Annotated in this window: 20 protein-coding genes and 1 tRNA gene; 4 read left to right on the forward strand and 17 right to left on the reverse strand. The window is 65.3% G+C overall.

What is annotated here, in order from left to right:
- The coding region (locus HHL15_RS26260; RefSeq protein ID WP_206198930.1) for a hypothetical protein at window positions 1-441 on the forward strand (441 nt) is incomplete at its 5' end.
- Window positions 442-465: 24 nt separating this feature from the next.
- Here the strand turns inward: HHL15_RS26260 and dnaB are convergent.
- The 11 genes from dnaB to HHL15_RS22735 all read right to left on the reverse strand — a co-directional run bounded on the left by dnaB (window position 466) and on the right by HHL15_RS22735 (window position 11,877).
- Window positions 466-1,851 carry a replicative DNA helicase gene (gene dnaB / locus HHL15_RS22685; RefSeq protein WP_169148100.1) on the reverse strand — a complete coding sequence of 462 codons (1,386 nt, stop codon included), beginning with the start codon at window positions 1,849-1,851 and terminating at the stop codon, window positions 466-468.
- A gap of 98 nt (window positions 1,852-1,949) precedes the next feature.
- Complete coding sequence (gene rplI, locus HHL15_RS22690) at window positions 1,950-2,399, reverse strand: 50S ribosomal protein L9 (RefSeq protein WP_169148101.1); 450 nt, start codon at window positions 2,397-2,399, stop codon at window positions 1,950-1,952.
- A 15-nt stretch (window positions 2,400-2,414) separates the two neighbouring features.
- Complete coding sequence (rpsR, locus tag HHL15_RS22695) at window positions 2,415-2,684, reverse strand: 30S ribosomal protein S18 (protein ID WP_169148102.1); 270 nt, start codon at window positions 2,682-2,684, stop codon at window positions 2,415-2,417.
- Window positions 2,656-3,000, reverse strand: a complete 345-nt coding sequence (gene priB / locus HHL15_RS22700) for a primosomal replication protein N (protein ID WP_169148103.1) — start codon at window positions 2,998-3,000, stop codon at window positions 2,656-2,658. The genes rpsR and priB overlap by 29 nt, the downstream gene beginning before the upstream one ends.
- A gap of 1 nt (window position 3,001) precedes the next feature.
- Window positions 3,002-3,388, reverse strand: coding sequence for a 30S ribosomal protein S6 (gene rpsF / locus HHL15_RS22705; RefSeq protein ID WP_169148104.1), 387 nt, complete (start codon window positions 3,386-3,388; stop codon window positions 3,002-3,004).
- A gap of 135 nt (window positions 3,389-3,523) precedes the next feature.
- Entirely contained in the window at window positions 3,524-4,429 is a 906-nt protein-coding gene (locus HHL15_RS22710; protein ID WP_169148105.1) for a hydroxymethylglutaryl-CoA lyase, read from the reverse strand.
- 19 nt (window positions 4,430-4,448) lie between these two features.
- Window positions 4,449-6,137 carry an AMP-binding protein gene (locus HHL15_RS22715; RefSeq protein ID WP_169148106.1) on the reverse strand — a complete coding sequence of 563 codons (1,689 nt, stop codon included), beginning with the start codon at window positions 6,135-6,137 and terminating at the stop codon, window positions 4,449-4,451.
- A gap of 116 nt (window positions 6,138-6,253) precedes the next feature.
- Complete coding sequence (locus HHL15_RS22720; protein ID WP_169148107.1) at window positions 6,254-8,257, reverse strand: acetyl/propionyl/methylcrotonyl-CoA carboxylase subunit alpha; 2,004 nt, start codon at window positions 8,255-8,257, stop codon at window positions 6,254-6,256.
- 15 nt (window positions 8,258-8,272) lie between these two features.
- A complete protein-coding gene (locus HHL15_RS22725) occupies window positions 8,273-9,064 on the reverse strand; it encodes an enoyl-CoA hydratase/isomerase family protein (RefSeq protein WP_169148108.1) in 792 nt (263 codons plus the stop codon).
- 9 nt (window positions 9,065-9,073) lie between these two features.
- A complete protein-coding gene (locus tag HHL15_RS22730) occupies window positions 9,074-10,681 on the reverse strand; it encodes a carboxyl transferase domain-containing protein (RefSeq protein ID WP_169148109.1) in 1,608 nt (535 codons plus the stop codon).
- A 23-nt stretch (window positions 10,682-10,704) separates the two neighbouring features.
- The gene (locus HHL15_RS22735) at window positions 10,705-11,877 is read right to left on the reverse strand and encodes an isovaleryl-CoA dehydrogenase (protein WP_169148110.1); all 1,173 of its coding nucleotides are present in this window, start codon (window positions 11,875-11,877) and stop codon (window positions 10,705-10,707) included.
- Window positions 11,878-12,018: 141 nt separating this feature from the next.
- On the opposite strand from HHL15_RS22735, the gene HHL15_RS22740 reads away from it, so the two are divergent.
- From HHL15_RS22740 to HHL15_RS22750, 3 genes are all read left to right on the forward strand, one after another.
- A complete protein-coding gene (locus HHL15_RS22740; RefSeq protein WP_169148111.1) occupies window positions 12,019-13,071 on the forward strand; it encodes an AraC family transcriptional regulator in 1,053 nt (350 codons plus the stop codon).
- Window positions 13,072-13,116: 45 nt separating this feature from the next.
- Entirely contained in the window at window positions 13,117-13,383 is a 267-nt protein-coding gene (locus tag HHL15_RS22745) for a cupin domain-containing protein (protein ID WP_169148112.1), read from the forward strand.
- A 79-nt stretch (window positions 13,384-13,462) separates the two neighbouring features.
- Entirely contained in the window at window positions 13,463-13,696 is a 234-nt protein-coding gene (locus HHL15_RS22750; protein ID WP_169148113.1) for a hypothetical protein, read from the forward strand.
- Here the strand turns inward: HHL15_RS22750 and HHL15_RS22755 are convergent.
- From HHL15_RS22755 to HHL15_RS22780, 6 genes are all read right to left on the reverse strand, one after another.
- Window positions 13,686-15,500 carry a putative bifunctional diguanylate cyclase/phosphodiesterase gene (locus HHL15_RS22755; protein WP_169148114.1) on the reverse strand — a complete coding sequence of 605 codons (1,815 nt, stop codon included), beginning with the start codon at window positions 15,498-15,500 and terminating at the stop codon, window positions 13,686-13,688. The two genes, HHL15_RS22750 and HHL15_RS22755, sit on opposite strands and share 11 nt — an antisense overlap.
- Before the next feature lie 50 nt (window positions 15,501-15,550).
- Entirely contained in the window at window positions 15,551-17,608 is a 2,058-nt protein-coding gene (locus tag HHL15_RS22760; RefSeq protein WP_169148115.1) for a methyl-accepting chemotaxis protein, read from the reverse strand.
- Window positions 17,609-17,774: 166 nt separating this feature from the next.
- Window positions 17,775-17,865 (reverse strand) — tRNA-Ser (locus HHL15_RS22765).
- A 37-nt stretch (window positions 17,866-17,902) separates the two neighbouring features.
- Window positions 17,903-19,957 (reverse strand): sodium:solute symporter family protein, encoded by a 2,055-nt coding sequence (locus tag HHL15_RS22770; protein WP_169148116.1) that lies wholly within the window; start codon window positions 19,955-19,957, stop codon window positions 17,903-17,905.
- A 12-nt stretch (window positions 19,958-19,969) separates the two neighbouring features.
- The gene (locus tag HHL15_RS22775; protein ID WP_169148117.1) at window positions 19,970-20,233 is read right to left on the reverse strand and encodes a DUF4212 domain-containing protein; all 264 of its coding nucleotides are present in this window, start codon (window positions 20,231-20,233) and stop codon (window positions 19,970-19,972) included.
- Window positions 20,234-20,286: 53 nt separating this feature from the next.
- Window positions 20,287-21,732: a DUF294 nucleotidyltransferase-like domain-containing protein gene (locus HHL15_RS22780; RefSeq protein ID WP_169148118.1), complete on the reverse strand. Its 1,446-nt coding sequence runs from the start codon at window positions 21,730-21,732 to the stop codon at window positions 20,287-20,289.
- Between the last annotated feature and the right edge of the window lie 6 nt (window positions 21,733-21,738).

A 21,738-nucleotide genomic window follows, 5' to 3' on the forward strand; every position in this document is an offset into this window, starting at 1 on the left:
TCAGAACCGAGTACCCACACCTATCGGTTGTTCATCTTTTTAAAGAACTGCTGCATCAGCAGCGAAGAGGTGCGCATTATACAGAGCTTTTTGTCTCCGTCAAGAACTTTGTTTGCCGAAGCAGTTCGTCGAGTTTCGCCGAACAACAAAGCCTTGATTCGCAGGACCCGGAAACTTCTTCCAGACCCCCTCTCCACCACTCCAGCGCTACGTTTCCGTTTGCGCTGCAGCGAAGAGGTGCGCATTCTACAGAGCTTTAAAACCCTGTCAAGCATTTGTTTCCAGCAGAAAACCGCTCAGAAACAAAACCGCTCAACGCAGATTCCAGATCACATCCGGAACCCCTTCACCGCCTCAGCACTACGTTGCCGTTTGTGCTGCAGCGAAGAGGCTGAATTATATACAGCCATCAAATGGCGTCAATACCTTAATGAAAAATAATCTTCACGACACCTTAATAGACAGTCAATAACTCGGCGCACCCACGTAGTTTTCAAAGCGGGTGAATTCACCGAGGAAAGTCATCCGGACAGTGCCCGTTGAGCCGTTACGGTGCTTGGAGATGATCAACTCCGCCATCCCCTTGTCCGGGGAGTCCGGGTTATAGATCTCGTCGCGGTAGATGAACATGATGATGTCCGCATCCTGTTCAATAGCACCCGACTCCCGCAAGTCAGATGCAACAGGGCGTTTATTGGGGCGCTGCTCCAGACTTCGATTGAGCTGCGACAGGGCAATGATCGGAACGTGCAACTCTTTGGCCAAGGACTTCACCGAGCGAGAGATCTCCGACAGCTCCGCCGAACGGTTGTCACTTTCCTTCATTGACGTCATCAGCTGCAGGTAGTCGATGACAATCAGACCCAGTCGACCGCACTGGCGATGCAGGCGACGGCACCGGGCGCGCAGATCAGTCGGATTCAGGCCGGGCGTCTCATCGATGAAGATGGGTGCCTCATGGAGCTTGCCCAGCGCATAGGTCAGGCGCTGCCACTCTTCATCCGTCAACTTTCCGGTACGGATCTTGTGCTGATCGATACGCCCCACAGAGGAGAGGAAACGGGTGGCCAACTGCGTGCCCGGCATTTCCATTGAGAACACTGCCACCGGCAAGCCCGCCTCAACCGCCACCGACTCGGCAATATTGAGCGCCAGCGAAGTCTTGCCCATACCAGGACGCGCCGCCAGCACGATCATGTCCGAAGGCTGCAGACCCGAAGTCTTTTCGTCCAGATCTGCAATTCCAGTCGGCACACCCGTAATACCCGCCGGGGAGTCCCGGTCATACAGCTCCTGGATACGATCAACAACCTGACCAAGAATGGGCTGAATAGGCACGAACCCACTCACTGTCCGGGCACCCGCCTCCGCAATCTCGAAAACCTTGGCCTCCGCCTCGTCGAGAAGGGTCTTGGCATCCTTGCCAGATGGCGTGAGCGCGCTTGCCGCAATCTGGTCACCCACCGACACGAGCTTGCGCAGGATGGCCCGCTCCCGAATGATCTCGCCATAGCGCCGCACGTTGGCCGCAGATGGCGTGCTGTTGGCGATCTCCCCGAGATAGGACAGCCCCCCCACATGCTCCGCCTCACCATTCTTCTCGAGCGCCTCGTAAACGGTGACCACGTCAGCCGGCTTGCCCATCTCGATCAGACGGGCAATCTGCCTGAAGATCCGGCGGTGATCGTCACGATAGAAATCAGCCTCATTGACGACGTCACCGACGCGCTCCCACACCGTGTTGTCGATGAGCAGACCGCCGAGCAAGGACTGCTCCGCCTCGATGGAATGAGGAGGCAGCCGCAGGGCTGACATCACGGGATCATCGGAATGGCTTTGAGATTTGCGCATGGGACACCACTGAGGCAATTAAGCAGAAACAAGGAAGCCGGAAAACAAAAAAGGCTGCACGAGGCAGCCTTTCTTGAAAGCACGCCAAGCGCGCCTGATCAGTGCTCGCCGGCCACAACAACGTTGATGTTAGCAGTCACATCGGTGTGCAGGGAGACGACCAGCTGGCTCTCACCAACGGTCTTGAGCGGACCTTCCGGCATGCGCACGGCAGCCTTCTCGACGGCAAAGCCAAGTGCCTTGAGGGCTTCGGCGATGTCGGCATTGGTCACGGAGCCAAACAGGCGGCCATCCACGCCCGACTTGCGGGTGATGGTGACGGTGGTGCCTTCCAGCTTTTCACCTTGAGCCTGGGCAGCAGCCAGTTGCTCGGCGGCGATACGCTCGAGTTCGGCGCGACGCGCTTCGAACTCAGCCAGGTTGGCGGTGTTGGCGCGCTTCGCCTTGCCTTGCGGGATCAGGTAGTTCCGGGCGTAGCCGTCCTTGACCTTGACCACATCACCCAGACCACCCAGGTTGACAACCTTGTCCAAAAGAATGATTTGCATGCTGTCTCTCCGGGATTACTGGTGCAGGTCGGTGTAGGGCAGCAGGGCGAGGAAGCGCGCACGCTTGATCGCGGTGGACAGCTGACGCTGATAGCCCGACTTGGTGCCGGTGATGCGAGCCGGCATGATCTTGGCGTTTTCGGTGACGAAATCCTTCAGGATGTCCACATCCTTGTAGTCGATTTCTTCGATCTTCTCTGCGCTGAAGCGGCAGAACTTGCGACGCTTGAAGAGGCTGCGACCGCCACGGTCGTCCTTACGCTTCACTGCTGGCTTGAATGCCATGATTCGTTCCTTCCAAAAATTCGATCGTATCGATGTGCAACACAGGCGCCCTGCTTTTGAGGCTTCTCGCCGCAAGGAAGCCTGCGAGTCGAACACTGGAACCGAGGCGGACAGCGGCGAGCAATTTCGCCTTGTCACCCACGGCCACCACCGACAACTCCAGCCCCACTTCTCGCGGGACTCCTGCTTCCACCTGCCGCGAACGGTGCTCGATACGCCCTGACATCACCGGCACGCCGCCGGGAGAGTAGCGCAGAGCCCCGAGCTCGCTCAGGACACCTTCAATCTGAAAACTGTTGCGACCCTGCTCCTGCAACTCAGGCGGCGGGCTGCTCGGCGGCCGGCTTGGCCTCTTCACCGGAGGCGGAAGTCAGGGAGCGAGCCTTTTCTTCCTTCATCATCGGCGACGGGGTGGTGACAGCGGCCTTCATGCGGATGGACAGATGACGCAGCACGGCATCGTTGAACTTGAAACCATGTTCCAGCTCGACGATGGTGGGCTGATCACATTCGATGTTCATCAGCACGTAGTGGGCCTTGTGGATCTTCTGGATCGGGTAGGCCAGCTGACGACGGCCCCAGTCTTCCAGGCGATGCACCTGACCGCCCTGGGAGGTCACGAGGGAACGGTAACGCTCGATCATGGCGGGCACTTGCTCGCTTTGATCGGGGTGAACGATGAATACGACTTCGTAATGCCGCATGAGATCTCCTTCTGGATCAAAACCCCCCGTCATGCGAACGGTAGGGCAAGGTAAAAAACGGACCGCCCGACTGGACTCAGACGGGCGAGCCGGTGATATTGGCACAAACCTTCTGGGAAAACAAGGCCATGCCGTTCAGCGGGCGCATGCTCCCTTGGCCAGACTGACCCGGGAGCCGCAGGCACGGCCAATCTGCGCGCAGATCCAGCCGGAGGTTTCGACCAGCGCATCCAGATTGATACCCGTTTCGATGCCCAGTCCGTCGAGCATGTACACAACGTCCTCGGTCGCCACATTGCCCGAGGCTCCTGCCGCATAGGGGCAACCTCCAAGACCGGCAATGGAGGCGTCGAAGGTGGCGACGCCCGCCTCCAGCGAGGCATAGATGTTCACCAGGGCCTGGCCGTAGGTGTCGTGATAGTGGCCGGCGAGCTTGTCGATCGGCACGCGACGGGCCACCGCGTCGAGCATGCGGCGGGTCTTGCCCGGAGTGCCGACACCAATGGTGTCGCCCAGGCTGACCTCGTAGCAGCCCATGCCAAACAGGGTCGCCGCCACATCGGCCACAGCGTCCGGCGCGATGTCTCCCTCGTAGGGGCAACCCAGCACGCAGGACACATAGCCGCGCACCCGGATACCTGCCGTCTTTGCCGCATCCATGACCGGCTCGAAGCGGGCCAGGGATTCAGCGATGGTGCAGTTGATGTTCTTGCGGCTGAAAGACTCGGAGGCGGCAGCAAAGACCGCCACCTCCTGCGCCCCGGCCACCAGGGCGGACTGGAAGCCCTGCAGGTTGGGCGTGAGGACCGGGTAGTCCACGCCGGGCAGGCGCTGTATCCGGGCCATCACGTCTGCGTTGTCGCCCATCTGGGGCACCCACCTGGACGACACGAAGGAGGTGGCCTCGATGGCCGGCAGGCCAGCGGCACCAAGGCGGGCGATCAGCTCGACCTTGACGTCGGTGCTGACAAGTTGCTTTTCGTTCTGCAGCCCATCGCGGGGGCCGACTTCGACGATGCGGACGCGTCGCGGCAGATCCATGGCGTAGTGTTTCCTTCCTTTAGGCGGTGGCCGAATCCTGGAGGCCGAGAGTCTGCTTCATTTTCTCGCGGATCTGGAACTTCTGGATCTTGCCGGTCACGGTCATCGGGAAGCTGTCCACAAAACTGATGTAGCGCGGGATCTTGTAGTGGGCGATCTGCCCCTGACAGAAGGCGCGGACCTCGTCCTCGGAGAGCTTCTCGCCCTCGCGCACGATGATCCAGGCGCACAGTTCTTCCCCGTATTTCTTGTCCGGCACGCCCACCACCTGCACATCGAGAATCTTCGGATGACGGTACAGGAACTCCTCGATCTCCCGCGGATAGATGTTCTCACCGCCACGGATGACCATGTCCTTGATGCGGCCGACGATGTTGCAGAAGCCTTCATCGTCGATCACGGCGATGTCGCCGGTATGCATCCAGCCCGCCCGGTCGATGGCTTCGGCGGTCTTGGCCTCGTCGCCCCAGTAGCCGAGCATCACTGAATAGCCGCGGGTACACAGCTCGCCCGGCGTGCCCCGCGGGACGATGCGCCCATCGTTGTCGATGATCTTCACCTCGCAATGGGGCTGGACCCGACCCACGGTGGACACCCGCCGTTCGATCGCATCATCGGTGCCGCTCTGGAAGCTCACCGGCGAGGTCTCGGTCATGCCGTAGGCGATGGTCACCTCGCCCATGTTCATCTTGTCGATGACCCGCTTCATCACCTCGATCGGGCACGGGCTGCCGGCCATGATGCCGGTACGCAGGCTGGACAGGTCAAAGCGGCCGAACTCCGGATGGTCCAGCTGGGCGATGAACATGGTGGGCACGCCATAGCTGGCGGTGCACTTTTCCTCGGCCACCGTCTGCAGCACCGCCAGCGGCTCGAAGGCCTCGGCCGGATAGACCATGGTGGCGCCGTGGGTCAGGCAACCCAGGTTGCCCATCACCATGCCGAAACAGTGATACAGCGGCACCGGGATGCACACCCGGTCACCCGGCACCAGGCGGATCGCCTCGCCGACGAAGAAGCCGTTGTTGAGGATGTTGTGGTGGGATAGCGTGGCCCCCTTGGGGTTGCCGGTGGTGCCGGAGGTGAACTGGATGTTGATGGGGTCATCGAACTGCAGCTTCTCGCCCAGCAACTCCAGCTCTCCCAGCTCATCCCGGGACGGGGACGCAAGCAGATCGTCGAAATTGAGCATGCCCGGCGTGCGCTCGCCCCCCATGCGGATCACGATCTCCAGGCTGGGCAGCGCATGGGCCCGCAGCAGGCCCGGCTCGCAGTGGCCCAGCTCGGGCGCCAGATCACCCAGCATGGCCAGGTAGTCGCTGCTCTTGAAAGCCGGCGACAGGATCAGGGCACGGCAGCCGACCTTGTTCAGGGCGTACTCCAGCTCGCTGCGCCGGTAGGCCGGATTGATGTTCACCAGCACCAGCCCCGCCTTGGCCGCGGCAAACTGGGTCAGCGTCCACTCCAGGTTGTTCTGGGACCAGATGCCGATGCGCTCGCCTGGAGCAAGCCCGAGTCGAATCAGGCTGCAGGCCAGTGCATCCACCTTCAGGCGCAGTTCGGCGTAGCTCAGGCGGACCTTCTGGTGGCGCACCACCAGGGCTTCCCGCGTGCCATGACGGGCGCAGGCCTCGTCGAAATAACGGCCGATGGTCTGGCCGATCAGGCGCTTGTCGGATGCGCCGTGGACATAACTCAGTTCGCTCATGCTGTCTCCTCTCACTCGCTCTCGAGATGAAAAGTGGCCGGCGCCCGTCTGCGCGGGCTGCCTGACCGTGTTTCCGTATGGATGCAGTCTTTCCCTGTGTCCGCCGTGCCCTGCCTTCAGGCCGGGGTCGGCTCGAAGTCCACCAGCTCGGCGCCGTCGCCCACCTGGTCGCCGATGCCAAAGCGGAAGCCCTTCACCACGCCAACAGCCGGCGCGGTGATGGTGTGCTCCATCTTCATGGCCTCCAGGATCAGCAGCGGGGCGCCTTTTTCCACCACCGCGCCCTCGGCGGCGATCAGCGCGATCACCTTGCCCGGCATGGGCGCCAGCAGGCCGCCCTCGGCGCCGCCGCCCTCGCCGCTGTGGTGCAGCGGATCGACGGCGGCAAACTGCCAGGCCCGGCCATGGCCGAATACATGACGGCGCTCACCGGCCACCACCACGGTGGCGGTGGTGCGCAGGCCGTCGAACTCGGCGCGCAGCAGACCGCGCGGGTTGAGCTGGCCGCTGGCGACGCTGGTCACCCCATCGAGGGTGATCGCAAAGCTGCCGCCGCGGTTGTCGATGACCAGGGATTTCTGCTCTTCGCCGAGGCGGAAGATCAGGGTCCGCCGGGCCGCCGCATTCAGCCGCCAGCCATCCCGCTGGTGCCAGGGCGAGGCCGGCTCCGGATGACGCTCGGCCACCTGGCCGGCCCGCGCCTTCTCGCGCAGCAGCTCGGCAAGGGCCACGCCCAGCCAGGCTTCGCGGCTGGCGCCGGCATCCTCGGGGAAGAGGTAGTCCTTCTCGCGCTCGATCAGGCCGGTGTCCAGGTCGGCATTGGCAAAAGCCGGGCAGGCGGTGAGGCGGGACAGGAACTCGATGTTGTTGGCCACGCCGACCACCCGGTACTCGGCCAGGGCCTGCAGCATGCGCGCCAGGGCCCGGTCGCGATTCACGTCCCAGACGATCAGCTTGGCGATCATCGGATCGTAGAAAGGCGAGATCTCGTCGCCCTCCTCCACGCCGGTGTCGACCCGCACATGTACGCCTTCTTCCGGCGGCGCCAGGTGCACCAGGCGGCCGGTGGAGGGCAGGAAGCCCTTGGACGGATCCTCGGCGTAGATGCGCGCCTCCAGGGCATGGCCGTTGATCGCCAACTGCTCCTGGGCCAGCGGCAGGGGTTCACCGGAGGCCACGCGAAGCTGCCACTCCACGAGGTCGAGGCCGGTGATCATCTCGGTCACCGGGTGCTCCACCTGCAGGCGGGTGTTCATCTCCATGAAGTAGAAGCTGCCGTCCTGGTTGGCGATGAACTCCACCGTCCCGGCGCCCACATAACCCACCGCGCGGGCCGCATCGACGGCGGCCTTGCCCATCGCGGCGCGGCGCTCAAGGGGCATGCCCGGCGCCGGCGCCTCTTCCAGCACCTTCTGGTGGCGGCGCTGCACGGAACAGTCGCGCTCGAAGAGGTAGACGTAGTTGCCGTGGGTGTCGCCAAAGACCTGGATCTCGATGTGGCGCGGGCGGGTCAGGTATTTCTCGACCAGCACGTGATCGCTGCCAAAGCTCGAGGCGGCCTCGCGCTTGCAGGAGGCCAGAGCCTCGAGGAAGTCGGCGCTCTTCTCCACCAGGCGCATGCCCTTGCCGCCACCGCCCGCCGCCGCCTTGATCAACACCGGGTAGCCGATGGCATCGGCCTGCACATTGAGGAAGCCGGGCTCCTGGTTGTCGCCGTGATAGCCAGGGGTGAGGGGCACCCGGGCCTTCTCCATCAGCTTCTTGGCCTCGGACTTGGAGCCCATGGCGTGGATCGCGGACACCGGCGGGCCGATGAAGACGATGCCGGCCTTGTCACAGGCCTCGCAGAAGTCCTCGTTCTCGGACAGGAAGCCATAGCCCGGGTGGATGGCCTGGGCGCCGGTCTGCTGCGCCGCGGCAATGATCTTGTCGATGACGAGATAGCTCTCGCGCGCGGCAGCCGGGCCGATGAACACCGCCTCGTCGGCCAGGCGCACATGGCGGGCCCCTGCGTCGGCCTCGGAATACACGGCCACGGTCTTGATGCCCAGGCGGCGGGCAGTCTTGATCACCCGGCAGGCGATTTCACCGCGGTTGGCGATCAGTATCTTGTTGAACATGCTGTCTCCCCTTGCTTATTGTTTGGCCGGCACCCAGGCAGCCGGACGCTTGTCGAGGAAGGCGGCGAGGCCCTCCTTCGCTTCGGGCGTGGCGCGCAGGGTGGCGATGCGGCGGGCAGTATCTTCGACGACCTCGTCGCTCACCGGACGATCGGCCACCGCACGGATCAGATCCTTGGCCGCCGCCTGGGACCTGGGGCCGCCCTGCAACAGGGCCGTCACCACCCCCTGCACCGTGGCGTCCAGCTGGTCGGCTGGCACGGCCTCGTGGGCCAGGCCCAGGTCGGCGGCCCGCGCAGCGGAAATCCGCTCGGCAGTCTGGAAGTAGCGATGGGCCTGGCGCGAACCGATGGCGCGGATCACGTAAGGGCTGATGGCCGAGGGGATGATCCCGAACTTGACCTCGGAGGTGGCGAACACGGCACCTTCGCTGGCAATGCAGATGTCGCAGGCCGAAGCCAGCCCCATGCCGCCGCCCAGGGCCGCGCCATGGACGCGGGCGATGGTCGGCTTCTGCATCTCGGCCAGGGTGCGCAGCATGCCGGCGAGCTTGCGGGCATCGTGGAGGTTCTCCTCCACCGAGGCATCGGCGGCGCGGCGCATCCAGTTGAGGTCGGCGCCGGCGGAGAAGCTCTTGCCGCGCCCCGCCAGCACTACCACGCGAACGCTGTCGTCGGCATCCAGCGCCCGGCAGGCCACGGTCAGTTCCGCAATGAGCTGCTCGTTGAAGGCGTTATGCACGTCCGGGCGGTTCATCCACAACGTGGCGACGCCGCCTTCGCGGGTGATTTCCAGGGTTTCGTACATGGCGCCCCCTTACATCCGGAACAGGCCGAAGCGGGTCGGCTGGATCGGCGCGTTGAGGCTGGCCGACAGGGACAGGCCAAGCACCCGACGGGTCTGCGCCGGATCCACCACACCGTCGTCCCACAGGCGGGCGGTGGCGTAATACGGGTGGCCCTGGTCTTCGTACTGCTGGCGGATCGGCGACTTGAAGGCCTCCTCGTCATCCTTGCTCCAGCTGCCGCCCTTGGCCTCGATGCCGTCCCGACGCACGGTGGCGAGCACGCTGGCCGCCTGTTCGCCGCCCATCACGGAGATGCGGCTGTTCGGCCACATCCACAGGAAGCGCGGGCTGTAGGCCCGGCCGCACATGCCGTAGTTGCCGGCGCCGAAGCTGCCGCCGATCAGCACGGTGAGCTTGGGCACCTGGGCGGTGGCCACCGCGGTGACCATCTTGGCGCCGTCCTTGGCAATGCCACCGTTCTCGTACTTGCGGCCGACCATGAAGCCGGTGATGTTCTGCAGGAAGACCAGCGGCACGCCGCGCTGGGCGCACAGCTCGATGAAGTGGGCGCCCTTCTGGGCCGATTCGCCGAACAGGATGCCGTTGTTGGCGACGATGCCGATGGGCATGCCGTACAGGTGAGCGAAGCCGGTGACCAAGGTGGTGCCGTAGCGCGCCTTGAACTCGTCGAAGCGCGAGCCGTCGACGATGCGGGCGATGACTTCGCGCACGTCGTAGGGCTTGCGGGTATCGGTGGGGATCACCCCGTAGATCTCGGACGGGTCGTAGATCGGCTCTTCCGCGTCGAGCAGCTTGAGGCCCACCGGCTTGTTGCGGTTGAGGGTGCCGACGATGCGCCGGGCAATGTGCAGTGCGTGGGTGTCGTTCTCGGCAAGGTGATCGGCCACTCCGGAGACGCGGGTATGCACGTCGCCGCCGCCCAGGTCCTCGGCGCTGACCTCCTCGCCGGTGGCCGCCTTCACCAGCGGGGGGCCGCCGAGGAAGATGGTGCCCTGGTTCTTGACGATGATGGTCTCGTCGCTCATCGCCGGCACATAGGCTCCACCCGCGGTGCACGAGCCCATCACCACGGCGATCTGGGGAATGCCCTCGGCCGACATGTTGGCCTGGTTGAAGAAGATCCGGCCAAAGTGGTCCCGATCGGGGAAGACCTCGTCCTGCTTGGGCAGGAAGGCGCCACCCGAATCCACCAGGTAGATGCAGGGCAGCTTGTTCTGCTGGGCGATCTCCTGGGCGCGGAGGTGTTTCTTGACCGTCATCGGGTAGTAGGTGCCGCCCTTCACGGTGGCATCGTTGGCGACGATCATGCACTCGACGCCGCTGACCCGCCCGATCCCGGTGATCACGCCGGCCGACGGGGCCTCGTTGTCGTACATCCCGAAGGCCGCCAGCTGGCCGACCTCGAGAAAGCCGGTACCCGGGTCGAGCAGGTGATCCACCCGGTCGCGGGGCAGCAGCTTGCCGCGCCCGGTGTGCTTGGCGCGGGCCGCCTCGCCGCCGCCAAGCGAAACCTGGGCGGCCTTTTCGCGCAGGTCGCCGACGATCCGCTTCATCGCCTCGGCATTGCTCTGGAATTCGGCAGAACGCGGATTGATGCTGGATTTGATGACAGTCATGGAGAGCTCCTCGGCGCGCCGGCTCAGCAGGTTTCGGCGAACAGTTCGCGGCCGATCAGCATGCGGCGGATCTCGCTGGTGCCGGCACCGATCTCGTAGAGCTTGGCATCGCGCCACAGGCGGCCGGTCGAGTATTCATTGGTATAGCCGACGCCGCCGAGGGTCTGAATCGCTTCACCGGCCATCCAGGTGGCCTTCTCGGCGGAGTACAGGATGGCGCCGGCCGCGTCCTTGCGCAGGGTACGGGCGTGGTCGGTCTTGTCACAGGCCTGGCCGAGGGCATACACGTAGGCGCGGGTGGCCATCCAGGTGGAGTACATGTCGGCCACCTTGCCCTGCATCAACTGGAACTCGCCGATGCTCTGACCGAACTGCTTGCGGTCGTGGAGGTAGGGCACGACCACGTCCATGCAGGCGGCCATGATGCCCAGGGGGCCGCCGCACAGCACGGCGCGCTCGTAGTCGAGGCCGGACATCAGCACCTTGGTGCCGTTGCCCACACCGCCCAGCACGTTCTCCTCGGGCACTTCCACGTCGTCGAAGAACAGCGGATAGGTGTTGGAGCCGCGCATGCCCAGCTTGTCCAGGTGGCTGCCGTGGGTGAAGCCCTTCATGCCCTTCTCGATGATGAAGGCGGTCATGCCGCGGGCGCCGGCCTCGATATCGGTCTTGGCATAGACCACCAGGGTGTCGGCGTCGCCGCCATTGGTGATCCACATCTTGGAGCCGTTGAGGACGTAGCGGTCGCCCTTCTTGTCGGCGCGCAGCTTCATGGAGACCACGTCGGAGCCGGCATTGGGCTCGGACATGGCGAGGGCGCCCACGTGGTCGCCGGAGATCAGCTTGGGCAGGTATTTCTGTTTCTGGGCCTCGTTGCCATTGCGGCGGATCTGGTTGACGCACAGATTGGAGTGGGCGCCGTAGGACAGGCCCACCGAGGCCGACGCACGGGAGACTTCCTCCAGGGCGATGATGTGGGCGAGGTAGCCCATGTTGGTGCCACCGTACTCCTCGGGCGCGGTCATGCCGTGGAGGCCCAGGTCGCCGAGCTTCTTCCAGAGGTCGGCCGGAAACAGGTTATCCCGGTCCACGTCCGCAGCCCGCGGGGTGATCTCCTTGGCCGCGAAGGCCTGCACCGTGTCACGCAGGGCCTCGATGGTTTCGCCGAGGTGGAAGTTGAGGCTGGGAATGTTCATTTTTCTGTCTCCTCCGGAAATTGAGTGGGGCGGAACCGGACCGGGCCGGCCGCAGAGCACGATGCAGAGTACTGGCACGACAGGCGCGACGGGCGCCATCGTGGTTGCAAATCGTGCCAGCAATCTCTAGATTCGGGAACCATGACAAACGCACTCCAGCCGTCCCGCCCGATAGGCCGGGCGGCCACGCCCATCGCCTTCATCCGGGCCATCGTGCTGGCCTACCGCCGCTACGCGGTCGATCCGTCGCGGGCGCTGGCCCAGGCCGGCATCGACCCGGCCTTGCTGGAGCAGGACAGCGCGCGGGTGACGGCCCTGCAGATGGAGGTCATGTCCGGCGCCGCCATGCAGGAACTGGATGACGAGGCCCTCGGCTGGTTCTCCCGGCGCCTGCCGTGGGGCAGCTACGGCATGCTGTGCCGGGCATCGATCACCTCGCCGGACCTGGGTGTGGCCCTCAAACGCTGGTGCCGCCATCATCGCCTGCTCACCGAGGACATCGGCATCACGGTCGAGCTCGACGGCAGTACGGCGCGACTCAGTATCGTGCCCCGCCAGGAGCTGGGTGATTTGCGCGAGTTCTGCCTGGTCACCCTGCTGCGCTATGTGCTGGGCTACGCCTGCTGGGCCATCGATTCACGCATCCCCCTGCTGGAAAGCCGCTTTCCCTTTCCCGCGCCGCCCCACGCGGATGCCTACCCGCTGCTCTTCCCCGGACCGCTGGTCTTCGACGCCGAGCGCGCTGAGGTGTGCTTTGACGCCCGTTACCTGGCTTTGCCGATCCGCCGCGACGAAGCTGCCCTGCGCAGCATGCTGCAGCGGGCCCTGCCTCTGACGGTGCTGCAGTACCGGCGTGACCGCCTGCTGGTCGAAGGGGTCCGCCAGTTCCTGCACAACCCGGCCAATCTCGGCGCAACGGCCGAGCGGGTCGCGGCCCACCTGCACGTTTCAGTGCGCACCCTGCACCGGCAGTTGAAGGAGGAAGACTCCTCCCTGCAGCAGATCAAGGACGCGACCCGCCGCGACCACGCCATGGAGCTCCTCGACCGCAGCCGCAAGTCGGTCAAGCAGATCTCGACCCTGGTCGGTTTCGGCAACGAGAAGAGCTTCACCCGCGCCTTCCGCACCTGGACCGGGCTGTCACCCCGGGCCTGGCGCGAACGCAATCTGGCGGCAGCGGAGTCCGCCACCTAGAGTGGTGGAGTGATGAGACTCGCCCCCCCTGCACGGAGACATGGCATGACCCGGGACGAATTCGAGCTTGAGATGCGCGCGGCCGGCTTCACCGCTTTTACCGAAGTGAGCAGGGAAGCAGACGGCCACCTGGACACCCACAGCCACCCCTTCGAGGCCCGGGCGCTGATCCTGGCCGGCGAGATCCGCATCGAAAGCGACGGCCTGAGCCGCCGCTACGGCCCGGGCGACATCTTCCACCTGGCGGCGGGGGCGCCCCACAGCGAGGACTACGGCCCGGCCGGCGTCCACTACCTGGCGGCCCGCCGATAACAGGCCTGGCACCCCGCCGTCATCGTGCTGCAATCGATGCGGCGCAAGCTCCTCTCCAGGGTAACGGGACGAGGGCTTCATGGAAGACCGCATCTATTGCTATCACTGCATGACCTATCACCCCGCCGGGCAGATGCGCCGGGTGGACACGCCGAGAGGCGAGCGCTGGCGGTGTATCCGCTCCATCGCGGGGGCCTCCAACAGCACCGCCGAACGGGACGCCTTTGGCGGACGGCAGACCGAGCTGAACCGCCTGCGGGCCCGCCAGCTCCAGGAAAGCGCCACCCCCCGCTCGCGCAGCTTCAGCTATTGAACGCCAGATCGTCGCGCATGGAGGCCTGCCACCAGGCGGTGAAGCCGTCCGCCAGCACCGGCCGCGAGAACAGGTAGCCCTGCCCCTGCTGGCAGTTGAGGCGCTGCAGCACGTCGGCCTCCGCTTCCCGCTCGATGCCTTCGGCCACGATCTCCAGCGACAAGCTATCCGCCAGGGCCATGATGGCCCGGGCGATCGACTCATTGACCGGCGTCGTGTCGATGTCCCGCACGAAGGACTGGTCGATCTTCAGGCGATCGATCGGAAAGCGCCGCAGGTAGCCGAGGCTTGAGAAGCCCGTCCCGAAGTCGTCGATGGCCAGGCGGACACCCAGCGCCTTGATGTCGGTCAGCGTCCGCAGCACCTCCTCAAGATTCTTCATCAGCACACTCTCGGTCAGCTCAAGCTCGATACACCCGGCCGGCAGGCGGTGCAGGGCAAGCTGCCCCTCCAGAAATGCGGCAAAGCCGGGCTGGCGGAACTGCAGGGCCGAGATGTTCACCGACATCCGCAGCGGCGGCAGGCCGGCATCCAGCCAGGCGCGCAGCTGGGCGAAGGCGCTCCGGACCACCCACTCGCCCAGGCCGATGATCAGCCCGCTCTCTTCCGCTGCGGGGATGAACTGCATCGGCGGCACCAGCCCCCGCTCCGGGTGGCGCCAGCGCAGCAGGGCCTCCACCCCCAGCACCCGGCGCCCCTTCAGGTCGACCTGGGGTTGGTAGTGCAGCTCCAGCTCGTCCCGCTCGATGGCCCCGCGGAGCGCGTTCTCGAGCGAGATGCAGCCGGTGCTGCAGGCCGGCATGTCCGGCGAGTAGCTGCGAAAGCCATTTCGCCCTGCAGCCTTGGCCTCGTACATGGCGGCATCGGCCTTGGCCAGCAGCCCGCCGACCCGCTGGTCGTCACGGGGATACACGACGCTGCCGATACTCACCGTCACCACCAGCGCCTGCCCCGGCATCGACACGGGCTCCTGCATCGAGTCGACAATGCGGCGGGCCACCGAGGCCACCTGCTCCGGGCTGCCCAGCCCCTCCATCAGGATCACGAACTCATCCCCGGCCAGCCGGGCCACCGTATCCACCTGCCGCGCGCAGGCCTTCAGGCGGGCCACCACCTGGCGCAGCACCTCGTCCCCGGCGCTGTGCCCCAGGGAGTCGTTGATCTGCTTGAAGCGGTCCACGTCGATGAACAGCAGCGCCACCAGGCGCCCGGAGCGGTCCGCCTCCAGGCAGGCACGCTCCAGCCTGTCGGCGAACAAGGAGCGGTTGGGGATGCCGGTCAGTGCATCGTAGTGCGCCATCTGGTACAACACGGCCTGTTTGCGGCGCGTGATGATGTCGAGCAGGTCCCGCCCGTTGGCCACCCCCCGATAGCGCCCACCGCCTGTCACAACGAAGCCGGTCACCATGTGCCGCATGCCGGCGCCGATGATGAGCTGGGCCGCATCCTCAACCGTGCAGCTCTCCTCGACCACCAGGGGGGTGCCATGACGATAGCGCGGATGGGCCAGGAGCTCGTCGATGCTGCGACGCCCGAAGACATCCCGGCTGAAGCGCCGGCTGAAGAACTCGATGAAGGTCGCCCGATCGATCAGCGCCACCGGCTGCCCTGCCGTGCCGATGACGGGCAGGGCATAGACCTCGTCATCCACCAGAAAGCGGTCGAGCACGGCCTGGCAGCGCACCTGGCCGTGCAGGGGCTCAACCTCCCGCGACAGATGACGGACGCTGGCAGCCTCCTGCCCGGGGCCAAGGCCGGGGTGGGATTGGCAGGATGACGGAAGGTGGTGGCGCATACGGGACATGGAAATGGTCAGCTCCCGGAGCCATCGAAGGCCCCGTGCAGGGAATCACATCAGAACAGGTCGATCTCGCCATCCGGCTGCGCCGCCAGGCGCCCCCGCGGCAACTTGAAGCGACCGATGGAGTCGCGCATGTTGTCCGCCAGCCCCTCCAGCAGGCGGGCCGACTGCACGGTCTCCTTGAGAGCCTGGGCATTGCGCAGGGACGAATCGGAGATCGAGGCGATCATTCCGGCGATCTGCCGCGACTCGTCGCGGTGCTGCTCCAGCGCATCGCTGATCGACCCGCTGGCCTGCTCGGCCGCCTGGGTGTTCTCGCGGATCGAGCGGATCGACGCCGACGCCTCCGACGCCTTCTCGACGCCCTGGGAGACCTGCTCGGCGCCCTGGCGCACGGCACGCACGGTCTGGGACGCGATGCCCTGGGTCCGGTCGATCATCGTGGAGATGCGCTGGGTGGAATCCTTGGTCCGTTCCGCCAGCTTGCGTACTTCGTCCGCCACCACGGCAAAGCCGCGCCCCGCCTCGCCGGCCCGCGCCGCCTCGATGGCCGCGTTGAGCGCCAGCAGGTTGGTCTGCTCGGCAATCTCGCGGATGACGTCGACGATCCCTGAAATCTGGCGCGACTCGGTCTCCAGCATGTCCAGGTGGCCGGTCGCCTCCGAGATGTGGGTCGCCATGCGCCGGATCTCGTCGGTGGAGTCCTGGATCACGCTGGCCCCGCGGTCGGATACCTGCCCCGCCATGCGGGCCAGGTCACGGGCCTCCTGAGCCGATACCGCGATGCGCTGCACTCCATCCACCAGATCGAGGATGGACGCAGATGCCTGGTCGGCCGAGGTGCGCTGCGCGTGGCTGCGCTCCGAGATCTCCACCGTGGAGCGGGCGAAGGCGATGGAGGCAGAGGTCAGCGCATGGGCGCTATCCACCAGGCGTTCGATCAACTGGCGGAACTCCCGGGCCACATGGTTGAGGGTCTCCGCGATATCGCGGAACTCGTCCCGCCCATCCACCTGGAAAACCACAGTCAGGTCACCGGTTGCCAGGCGCTCGGCCTGGCTGCGCAGCGCCCCGATCGAGTCCTTCAAGGCCCGATAGACAACACAGAAGCCATATACCGCGAGCAGGAGCGGCACGAGGGCGGCCACGCAGGTCAGCCACAGGGCACGGTAATTGGACTCCAGGCGCAGCTCCAGCACCCTGGCCAGGGAGGCGGCGACCCGGGACTCCAGGTCGAGCAGGACCTCCGCCGGCCGCCTGAAGGCCGACTGCGCCTCGTCCAGGCGGTAGCTAGCGTTCTGCAAGGTCAGCCCGAAGGCCACCACCTGGGCCAGCTCGAAGGCATCGGGCAACTGCTGGCTCAGCGCCTGCAGCGCCGCATCGGCCCCACCCGGGGGCAGGCGCGCCAGCTCCCTGGACATCAGGCGCGACCACTCTCCGGCAATCGAGATGCTGCCCACCACCGCGCTGCGGTCGCGCTCGCTGAGAAAGGCGTCCCTCACCCCCCGTTCCACGAGGATCCCGGCGCGGGACAATTGCTCGCCGAGGGACGGGCCGACCACCACCAGCATGTGGGCCAGGTAGTGGGTATCGATATCCCGGTCCGGCACCAACCCGTAGCGGTCCGAGATGGCCGCCAGATAGGCCAGCACCCTCTCTCCATGACTGCCCTGCGCCTGCAGGGCCTGCGCGCCGAGTCGGCCCTCGAACTGCGCCGGCCCGGCGGCGGCGATGTCGCGGGCCTCCTCTTCCATCCCCTGCCAGGCCGCCTCCAGCTCGCCGTCCGGCCCGGCCCCGACATGCCAGGACAGCAAGGCCCGGAACGCACCGTCCATACGCTCCCGTGCAGCGGCCAGCCCGGCACCGGCGGCCTCGTCGCCCCCCGCAGCCGATACCAGCAGTTGCCTGCGCACCTGCACGGCCTGAAGGTAGCTGCGGGCCAGATCAACCCCCGTCAGAGCGCTCACCTGAGCCCGGGTCGCCTGGATCACGGCGACACGCTGCGCCACCAGCTGGCTGATGGAGATCCCCACCGCCAACGCTGCCAGCGCGGCGATCAGGAAGAATTTCGCCCGGAAACCGAGCGCATGGACGAGAGAGAGAAAGGGCATTACCGGATACGGGCAGTGAATGAAGCTTGCGCGCATCTAGCCACAACACTATTTCACAATTTCGAGTGCGGGCGCGCTCTGCACCAAGAGCTTCCACCGGAACAACAATGCAACAGGCACGGCAAAAAGCAGAAACGCCCCTTGCGGGGCGTTTCTGCTTTGAATTTGGCGGAGAGGGCGGGATTCGAACCCGCGTCAGGGTATTACCCTGAACACGCTTTCCAGGCGTGCGACTTAAACCGCTCATCCACCTCTCCAAGTGGAGGCAGCACTATATACCAAGGCTGAAAAAAGTCAAAGTCTTTTTTCAAATACCGGCAATGTCCCGACCCGGTCCGGCAGTCGCACGAAGTCCACCAATGCCTGCACCTCGGGCGGTGGCGGCGGGGTCAGGAGGCTGACGACGGCAATGACAAGAAAGCCGACCGGCACCCCGAACACCCCGCAGGAGATCGGATGGATGTCCATCCAGGCATCGGCCATGGTACCGCCAAAGAAGGGGTGGGTCCTGACGATGTAGTAGAGGGTGATCCCCAGGCCGGCAAGCATCCCGGCAACCGCGCCCCACTTGTTGGCCCGCTTCCAGAAGATACCCAGCACCAGTGCCGGGAAGAAGGCCGAGGCGGCGATGGAGAAAGCCAGCCCGACCATGAACAGGATGCTGTCCGGCCGCAAGGACGCCACCCACGCAGCAACCACCGCCACCACGAGGAGCTGCGACTTGGTGATCACCAACCTGCGCTGGGTCGAGGCCTGGGGATTGACCATCTTGTAGTACAGGTCATGGGACAGGGCATGCGAGATGGTCAGCAGCAGGCCGTCAGCCGTGGACAAGGCTGCCGCCAGGCCGCCGGCGGCGACCAGGCCGGAGACCACATAGGGCAGGCCGGCAATCTCCGGGATGATGAGCAGGATCACGTCGCTGTTGATGGTCAGCTCGGCGAGCTGGAGGATGCCGTCGCCGTTGATGTCCTCCACCTTGACCAGGCCCACCTTGCCCCAGGAGGCAACCCAGGGGGGCAAGCTCCCGATATTGCTGCCGATCAGGTTGCTGTAGACCTCCCACTTGGCAAACACGGCGTAGGCCGGTGCCGTGACGTAGAGCAGGAAGATGAAGAACAGGGACCAGAACACCGAACGACGCGCGGAACGCACGCAGGGTGTCGTGTAGTAGCGCATCAGGATGTGGGGCAGCGCCGCGGTGCCGAGCATCAGGACGAAGCTGAGGGCCAGGAAGTTGTTGCGTGCGCTGTCCCGCGCCGCCGGATCTGCACCGGAGAACGCCTCAGCATGAGGTGGTGGATTGACGGATCGGGCAAGGCTGTCCTGCCTCGCCTTCTCCCATTTCAGGCGCGCCTCGTCCGGGGTGCGGGGAAGATCACGCAGGGTTCGCTCCGCAGCGGCGATTTCCCTGGCGGGCGCGCCAATCGTGCGCAGTTCGGTGACCCGCTGGACCTGCCCGGCACGCTCTGTGGTCAGCGACTCGGGGAGATCGGTGATCTTGCGGGCATACTCCTCGGCCCGGCTGCGGTACATGCTGCGGACTTCGTTCTCGCGCGGTTCGGAGAAGAGCTCCAGCTCCTTGATGCCCAGTTCGTTGAGCACCTGCCCATACACAGCCTGCGGTACCGGCACGCCGGTGACCTTGTAGGAAAGGATCGTCACCGGAACCAGGTAGGCGATGATCAGGATCAGGTACTGCGCCACCTGGGTCCAGGTCACCGCGCGCATCCCTCCCAGGAAGGAGCACACCAGGATGCCGGCCAACCCCACGAACACGCCGATCTCGAACTCGATGCCGATGAAACGGCTGGTGATCAGGCCCACGCCATAGATCTGCGCCACGACATAGACAAAGCTGGCCAGGACCGCCGCGAACACCCCTACAACCCGCGCAAAGTGGCCCTCATAGCGGGCCCCCAGGAAGTCGGGGATGGTGAACTGGCCGAACTTCCGCAGGAAGGGCGCCAGCAGCAAGGCCACCAGCACATAGCCACCGGTCCAGCCGGTGACGAAGGCCAGCCCGGCAAAGCCCGAGTAATAGAGCGTCCCAGCCAACCCGATGAAGGACGCGGCGCTCATCCAGTCCGCCGCCGTCGCCATGCCATTGAACAGCGCTGGCACCCGCCGGCCGGCAACGTAGTACTCCGACACATCGGAGGTACGGCTCATGACGCCGATCAGGGCGTAGATGGCGATGGTCGCGAACAGGAAGATCTGGCCGATCCAGCGGGGCGTCATGCCGAGCTGCTCGGCAATGGCCAGCGATACGATCAGGCCGACAAAGCCGACTCCATAGACGGCGTAGTAACGCCAGAGTCGTCTCACCAGCGGGGAACGGACACTCATCGGCCGGCTGCCTCAGTCCTTTTCATGGAACCCATGGCGACGCTCAATCCGGACCATCCAGCGGTCGTAGATCCAGACAATCAGCAGAAAGATGATCAGGCAGCCCTGCGCCTCCATGTAAAAGCCCAGAGGCCACCCCTGGAACCTGATGGCATTGAGCTCCACCGCGTACCAGCCGGGCAGGAAGCTGGCCGCAGCCCACACCAGCAACAGGATCACGGTCAGCCGGAGGCTCTCGCGCCAGTAGGTCCCTTGCCTTGCGTAGGTGTCCCTCAATGTATGCCCCTCCGTCTCCGTCGGCCCGAGTATAGCCGGGCCCGCAACGGCGCTCACAATTGATAACGCAGCTGGAGCCTTTGCTGGAGCTTGCGCGCCTGCCGGAATGACTCCTTGAGAAAGGCGCGCTCGAGCTCATTGAGGGAATCGGGCGAAATACTGTTCGCAGCCCCCTGACCGCCTGCCTGCTGGTGCCGAAGACGCAATTGCTGGATGAAGTCAAAGGCCTCCGTACACGCCTCCACCTCCCCAGCAGGCCAGCCAAGCTCCTCGCCGGCCTCCCTGAGGCGACCAGCGGTGGAGGTCTCAGTGATCCCCAGGGCCAGCGCATGGATACGTGCCACATCAACGAACAGGCGGCTGCCATCGCGCTTCAGATCGAGCAGGCCACTCTCCCTGTCCACCACGAAGTCCCGGATCCGCCCCAAAGGGGGCCCCGCCTGCAGGGAGTTTGCTGCCATGAAGCGCAGGAACAGCGGGTTGTCTCCGGCCGCCCCAAGCAACCAGTCCTGCAGGTCCGCAGCCAGACCGGTGTCTCCAGACAAGGCCCGAAGATCGAAAAAGATCGTCGCATTGAGAAGATCGGCCGGACTGGCCGAGCTCATCCAGGAGGCGAACTGACCCCGCCACTCGGCCAGAGAAAGACACCAGCGGGGATTGCCGGCCATCACCCCTCCTTTGCACAGGGGAAAGCCGCAATGGTCGAGCAGCGCATTGACGCGCTGGGCAAACGGCAGGAAGCGGGACCTCAGGTTTTCCGTATCCACCTTCGATTCCGGCAGGAAGAGCAGCCCGTTGTCCTGATCCGTGTCCAGCGTCTGCTCCAGGCGCCCTTCCGATCCAAAACCGAGCCAGCACCAGCGCACCAGGGGAAGATCAAACTCGCGTTCTGCAAGATCAATGGCCGCCTGGACGATCAGGTCGTTCAGGATCGCGATCCACTCGCACACCCGCTCCGCCTCACCGCCCCCGGCCACCATGTCGCCGGCCGCCTCGCGAACCCTCCCGGCCGCCGCGGCAAGCGCATCGAGGCTGCCCGCCCCTTGTATAGCCTCGACCAGATCGTCCGTATCGAAGCTCCGCGCAGCATACAGATCGTTGCGCGACACGACGCCGGCGAGCCCCCCGGCCGCATCCAGCAAGACCAGGTGACGCAGGTCATGCCGGGCCAGGGCCAGACGCGCCTGGTGGGCCGAGGCCGACACCGGCAGCGCCACGACCCCGCCGGTCATGACGCCCGCGACGGGCTCGTCGAGCCCGCCACCGGCCAGCACCACCCGCTCGATGACATCCTGCTGGGTCAGGATTCCCAGAGGCAGGCCGTACGCGGGATCCGTGACGACCACCGCCCCCACCCGCTTCTCCCGCATGAGGCCCAGCGCCACCCGCACCGATGCCTCCGGCTGGACCTGCACGGGGGCGCGCCTCAACAGCCCCGCGAGGCCACCCTGCCGGAGGTTCCGGCCATGATCGGAGAACAGGTCTGCGGGCGCCCCCATGGCCGG

This window comes from Zoogloea dura (assembly GCF_012927165.1).
GTDB lineage: Bacteria > Pseudomonadota > Gammaproteobacteria > Burkholderiales > Rhodocyclaceae > Zoogloea > Zoogloea dura.

Coding starts and splice junctions, on each gene's coding strand:
- dnaB (WP_169148100.1), bottom strand. CDS start 1,851: ATGCGCAAATCTCAAAGCCATTCCGATGATCCCGTGATGTCAGCCCTG.
- rplI (WP_169148101.1), bottom strand. CDS start 2,399: ATGCAAATCATTCTTTTGGACAAGGTTGTCAACCTGGGTGGTCTGGGT.
- rpsR (WP_169148102.1), bottom strand. CDS start 2,684: ATGGCATTCAAGCCAGCAGTGAAGCGTAAGGACGACCGTGGCGGTCGC.
- rpsF (WP_169148104.1), bottom strand. CDS start 3,388: ATGCGGCATTACGAAGTCGTATTCATCGTTCACCCCGATCAAAGCGAG.
- HHL15_RS22710 (WP_169148105.1), bottom strand. CDS start 4,429: ATGGATCTGCCGCGACGCGTCCGCATCGTCGAAGTCGGCCCCCGCGAT.
- HHL15_RS22715 (WP_169148106.1), bottom strand. CDS start 6,137: ATGAGCGAACTGAGTTATGTCCACGGCGCATCCGACAAGCGCCTGATC.
- HHL15_RS22720 (WP_169148107.1), bottom strand. CDS start 8,257: ATGTTCAACAAGATACTGATCGCCAACCGCGGTGAAATCGCCTGCCGG.
- HHL15_RS22725 (WP_169148108.1), bottom strand. CDS start 9,064: ATGTACGAAACCCTGGAAATCACCCGCGAAGGCGGCGTCGCCACGTTG.
- HHL15_RS22730 (WP_169148109.1), bottom strand. CDS start 10,681: ATGACTGTCATCAAATCCAGCATCAATCCGCGTTCTGCCGAATTCCAG.
- HHL15_RS22735 (WP_169148110.1), bottom strand. CDS start 11,877: ATGAACATTCCCAGCCTCAACTTCCACCTCGGCGAAACCATCGAGGCC.
- HHL15_RS22740 (WP_169148111.1), top strand. CDS start 12,019: ATGACAAACGCACTCCAGCCGTCCCGCCCGATAGGCCGGGCGGCCACG.
- HHL15_RS22745 (WP_169148112.1), top strand. CDS start 13,117: ATGACCCGGGACGAATTCGAGCTTGAGATGCGCGCGGCCGGCTTCACC.
- HHL15_RS22750 (WP_169148113.1), top strand. CDS start 13,463: ATGGAAGACCGCATCTATTGCTATCACTGCATGACCTATCACCCCGCC.
- HHL15_RS22755 (WP_169148114.1), bottom strand. CDS start 15,500: ATGTCCCGTATGCGCCACCACCTTCCGTCATCCTGCCAATCCCACCCC.
- HHL15_RS22760 (WP_169148115.1), bottom strand. CDS start 17,608: ATGCCCTTTCTCTCTCTCGTCCATGCGCTCGGTTTCCGGGCGAAATTC.
- HHL15_RS22770 (WP_169148116.1), bottom strand. CDS start 19,957: ATGAGTGTCCGTTCCCCGCTGGTGAGACGACTCTGGCGTTACTACGCC.
- HHL15_RS22780 (WP_169148118.1), bottom strand. CDS start 21,732: ATGGGGGCGCCCGCAGACCTGTTCTCCGATCATGGCCGGAACCTCCGG.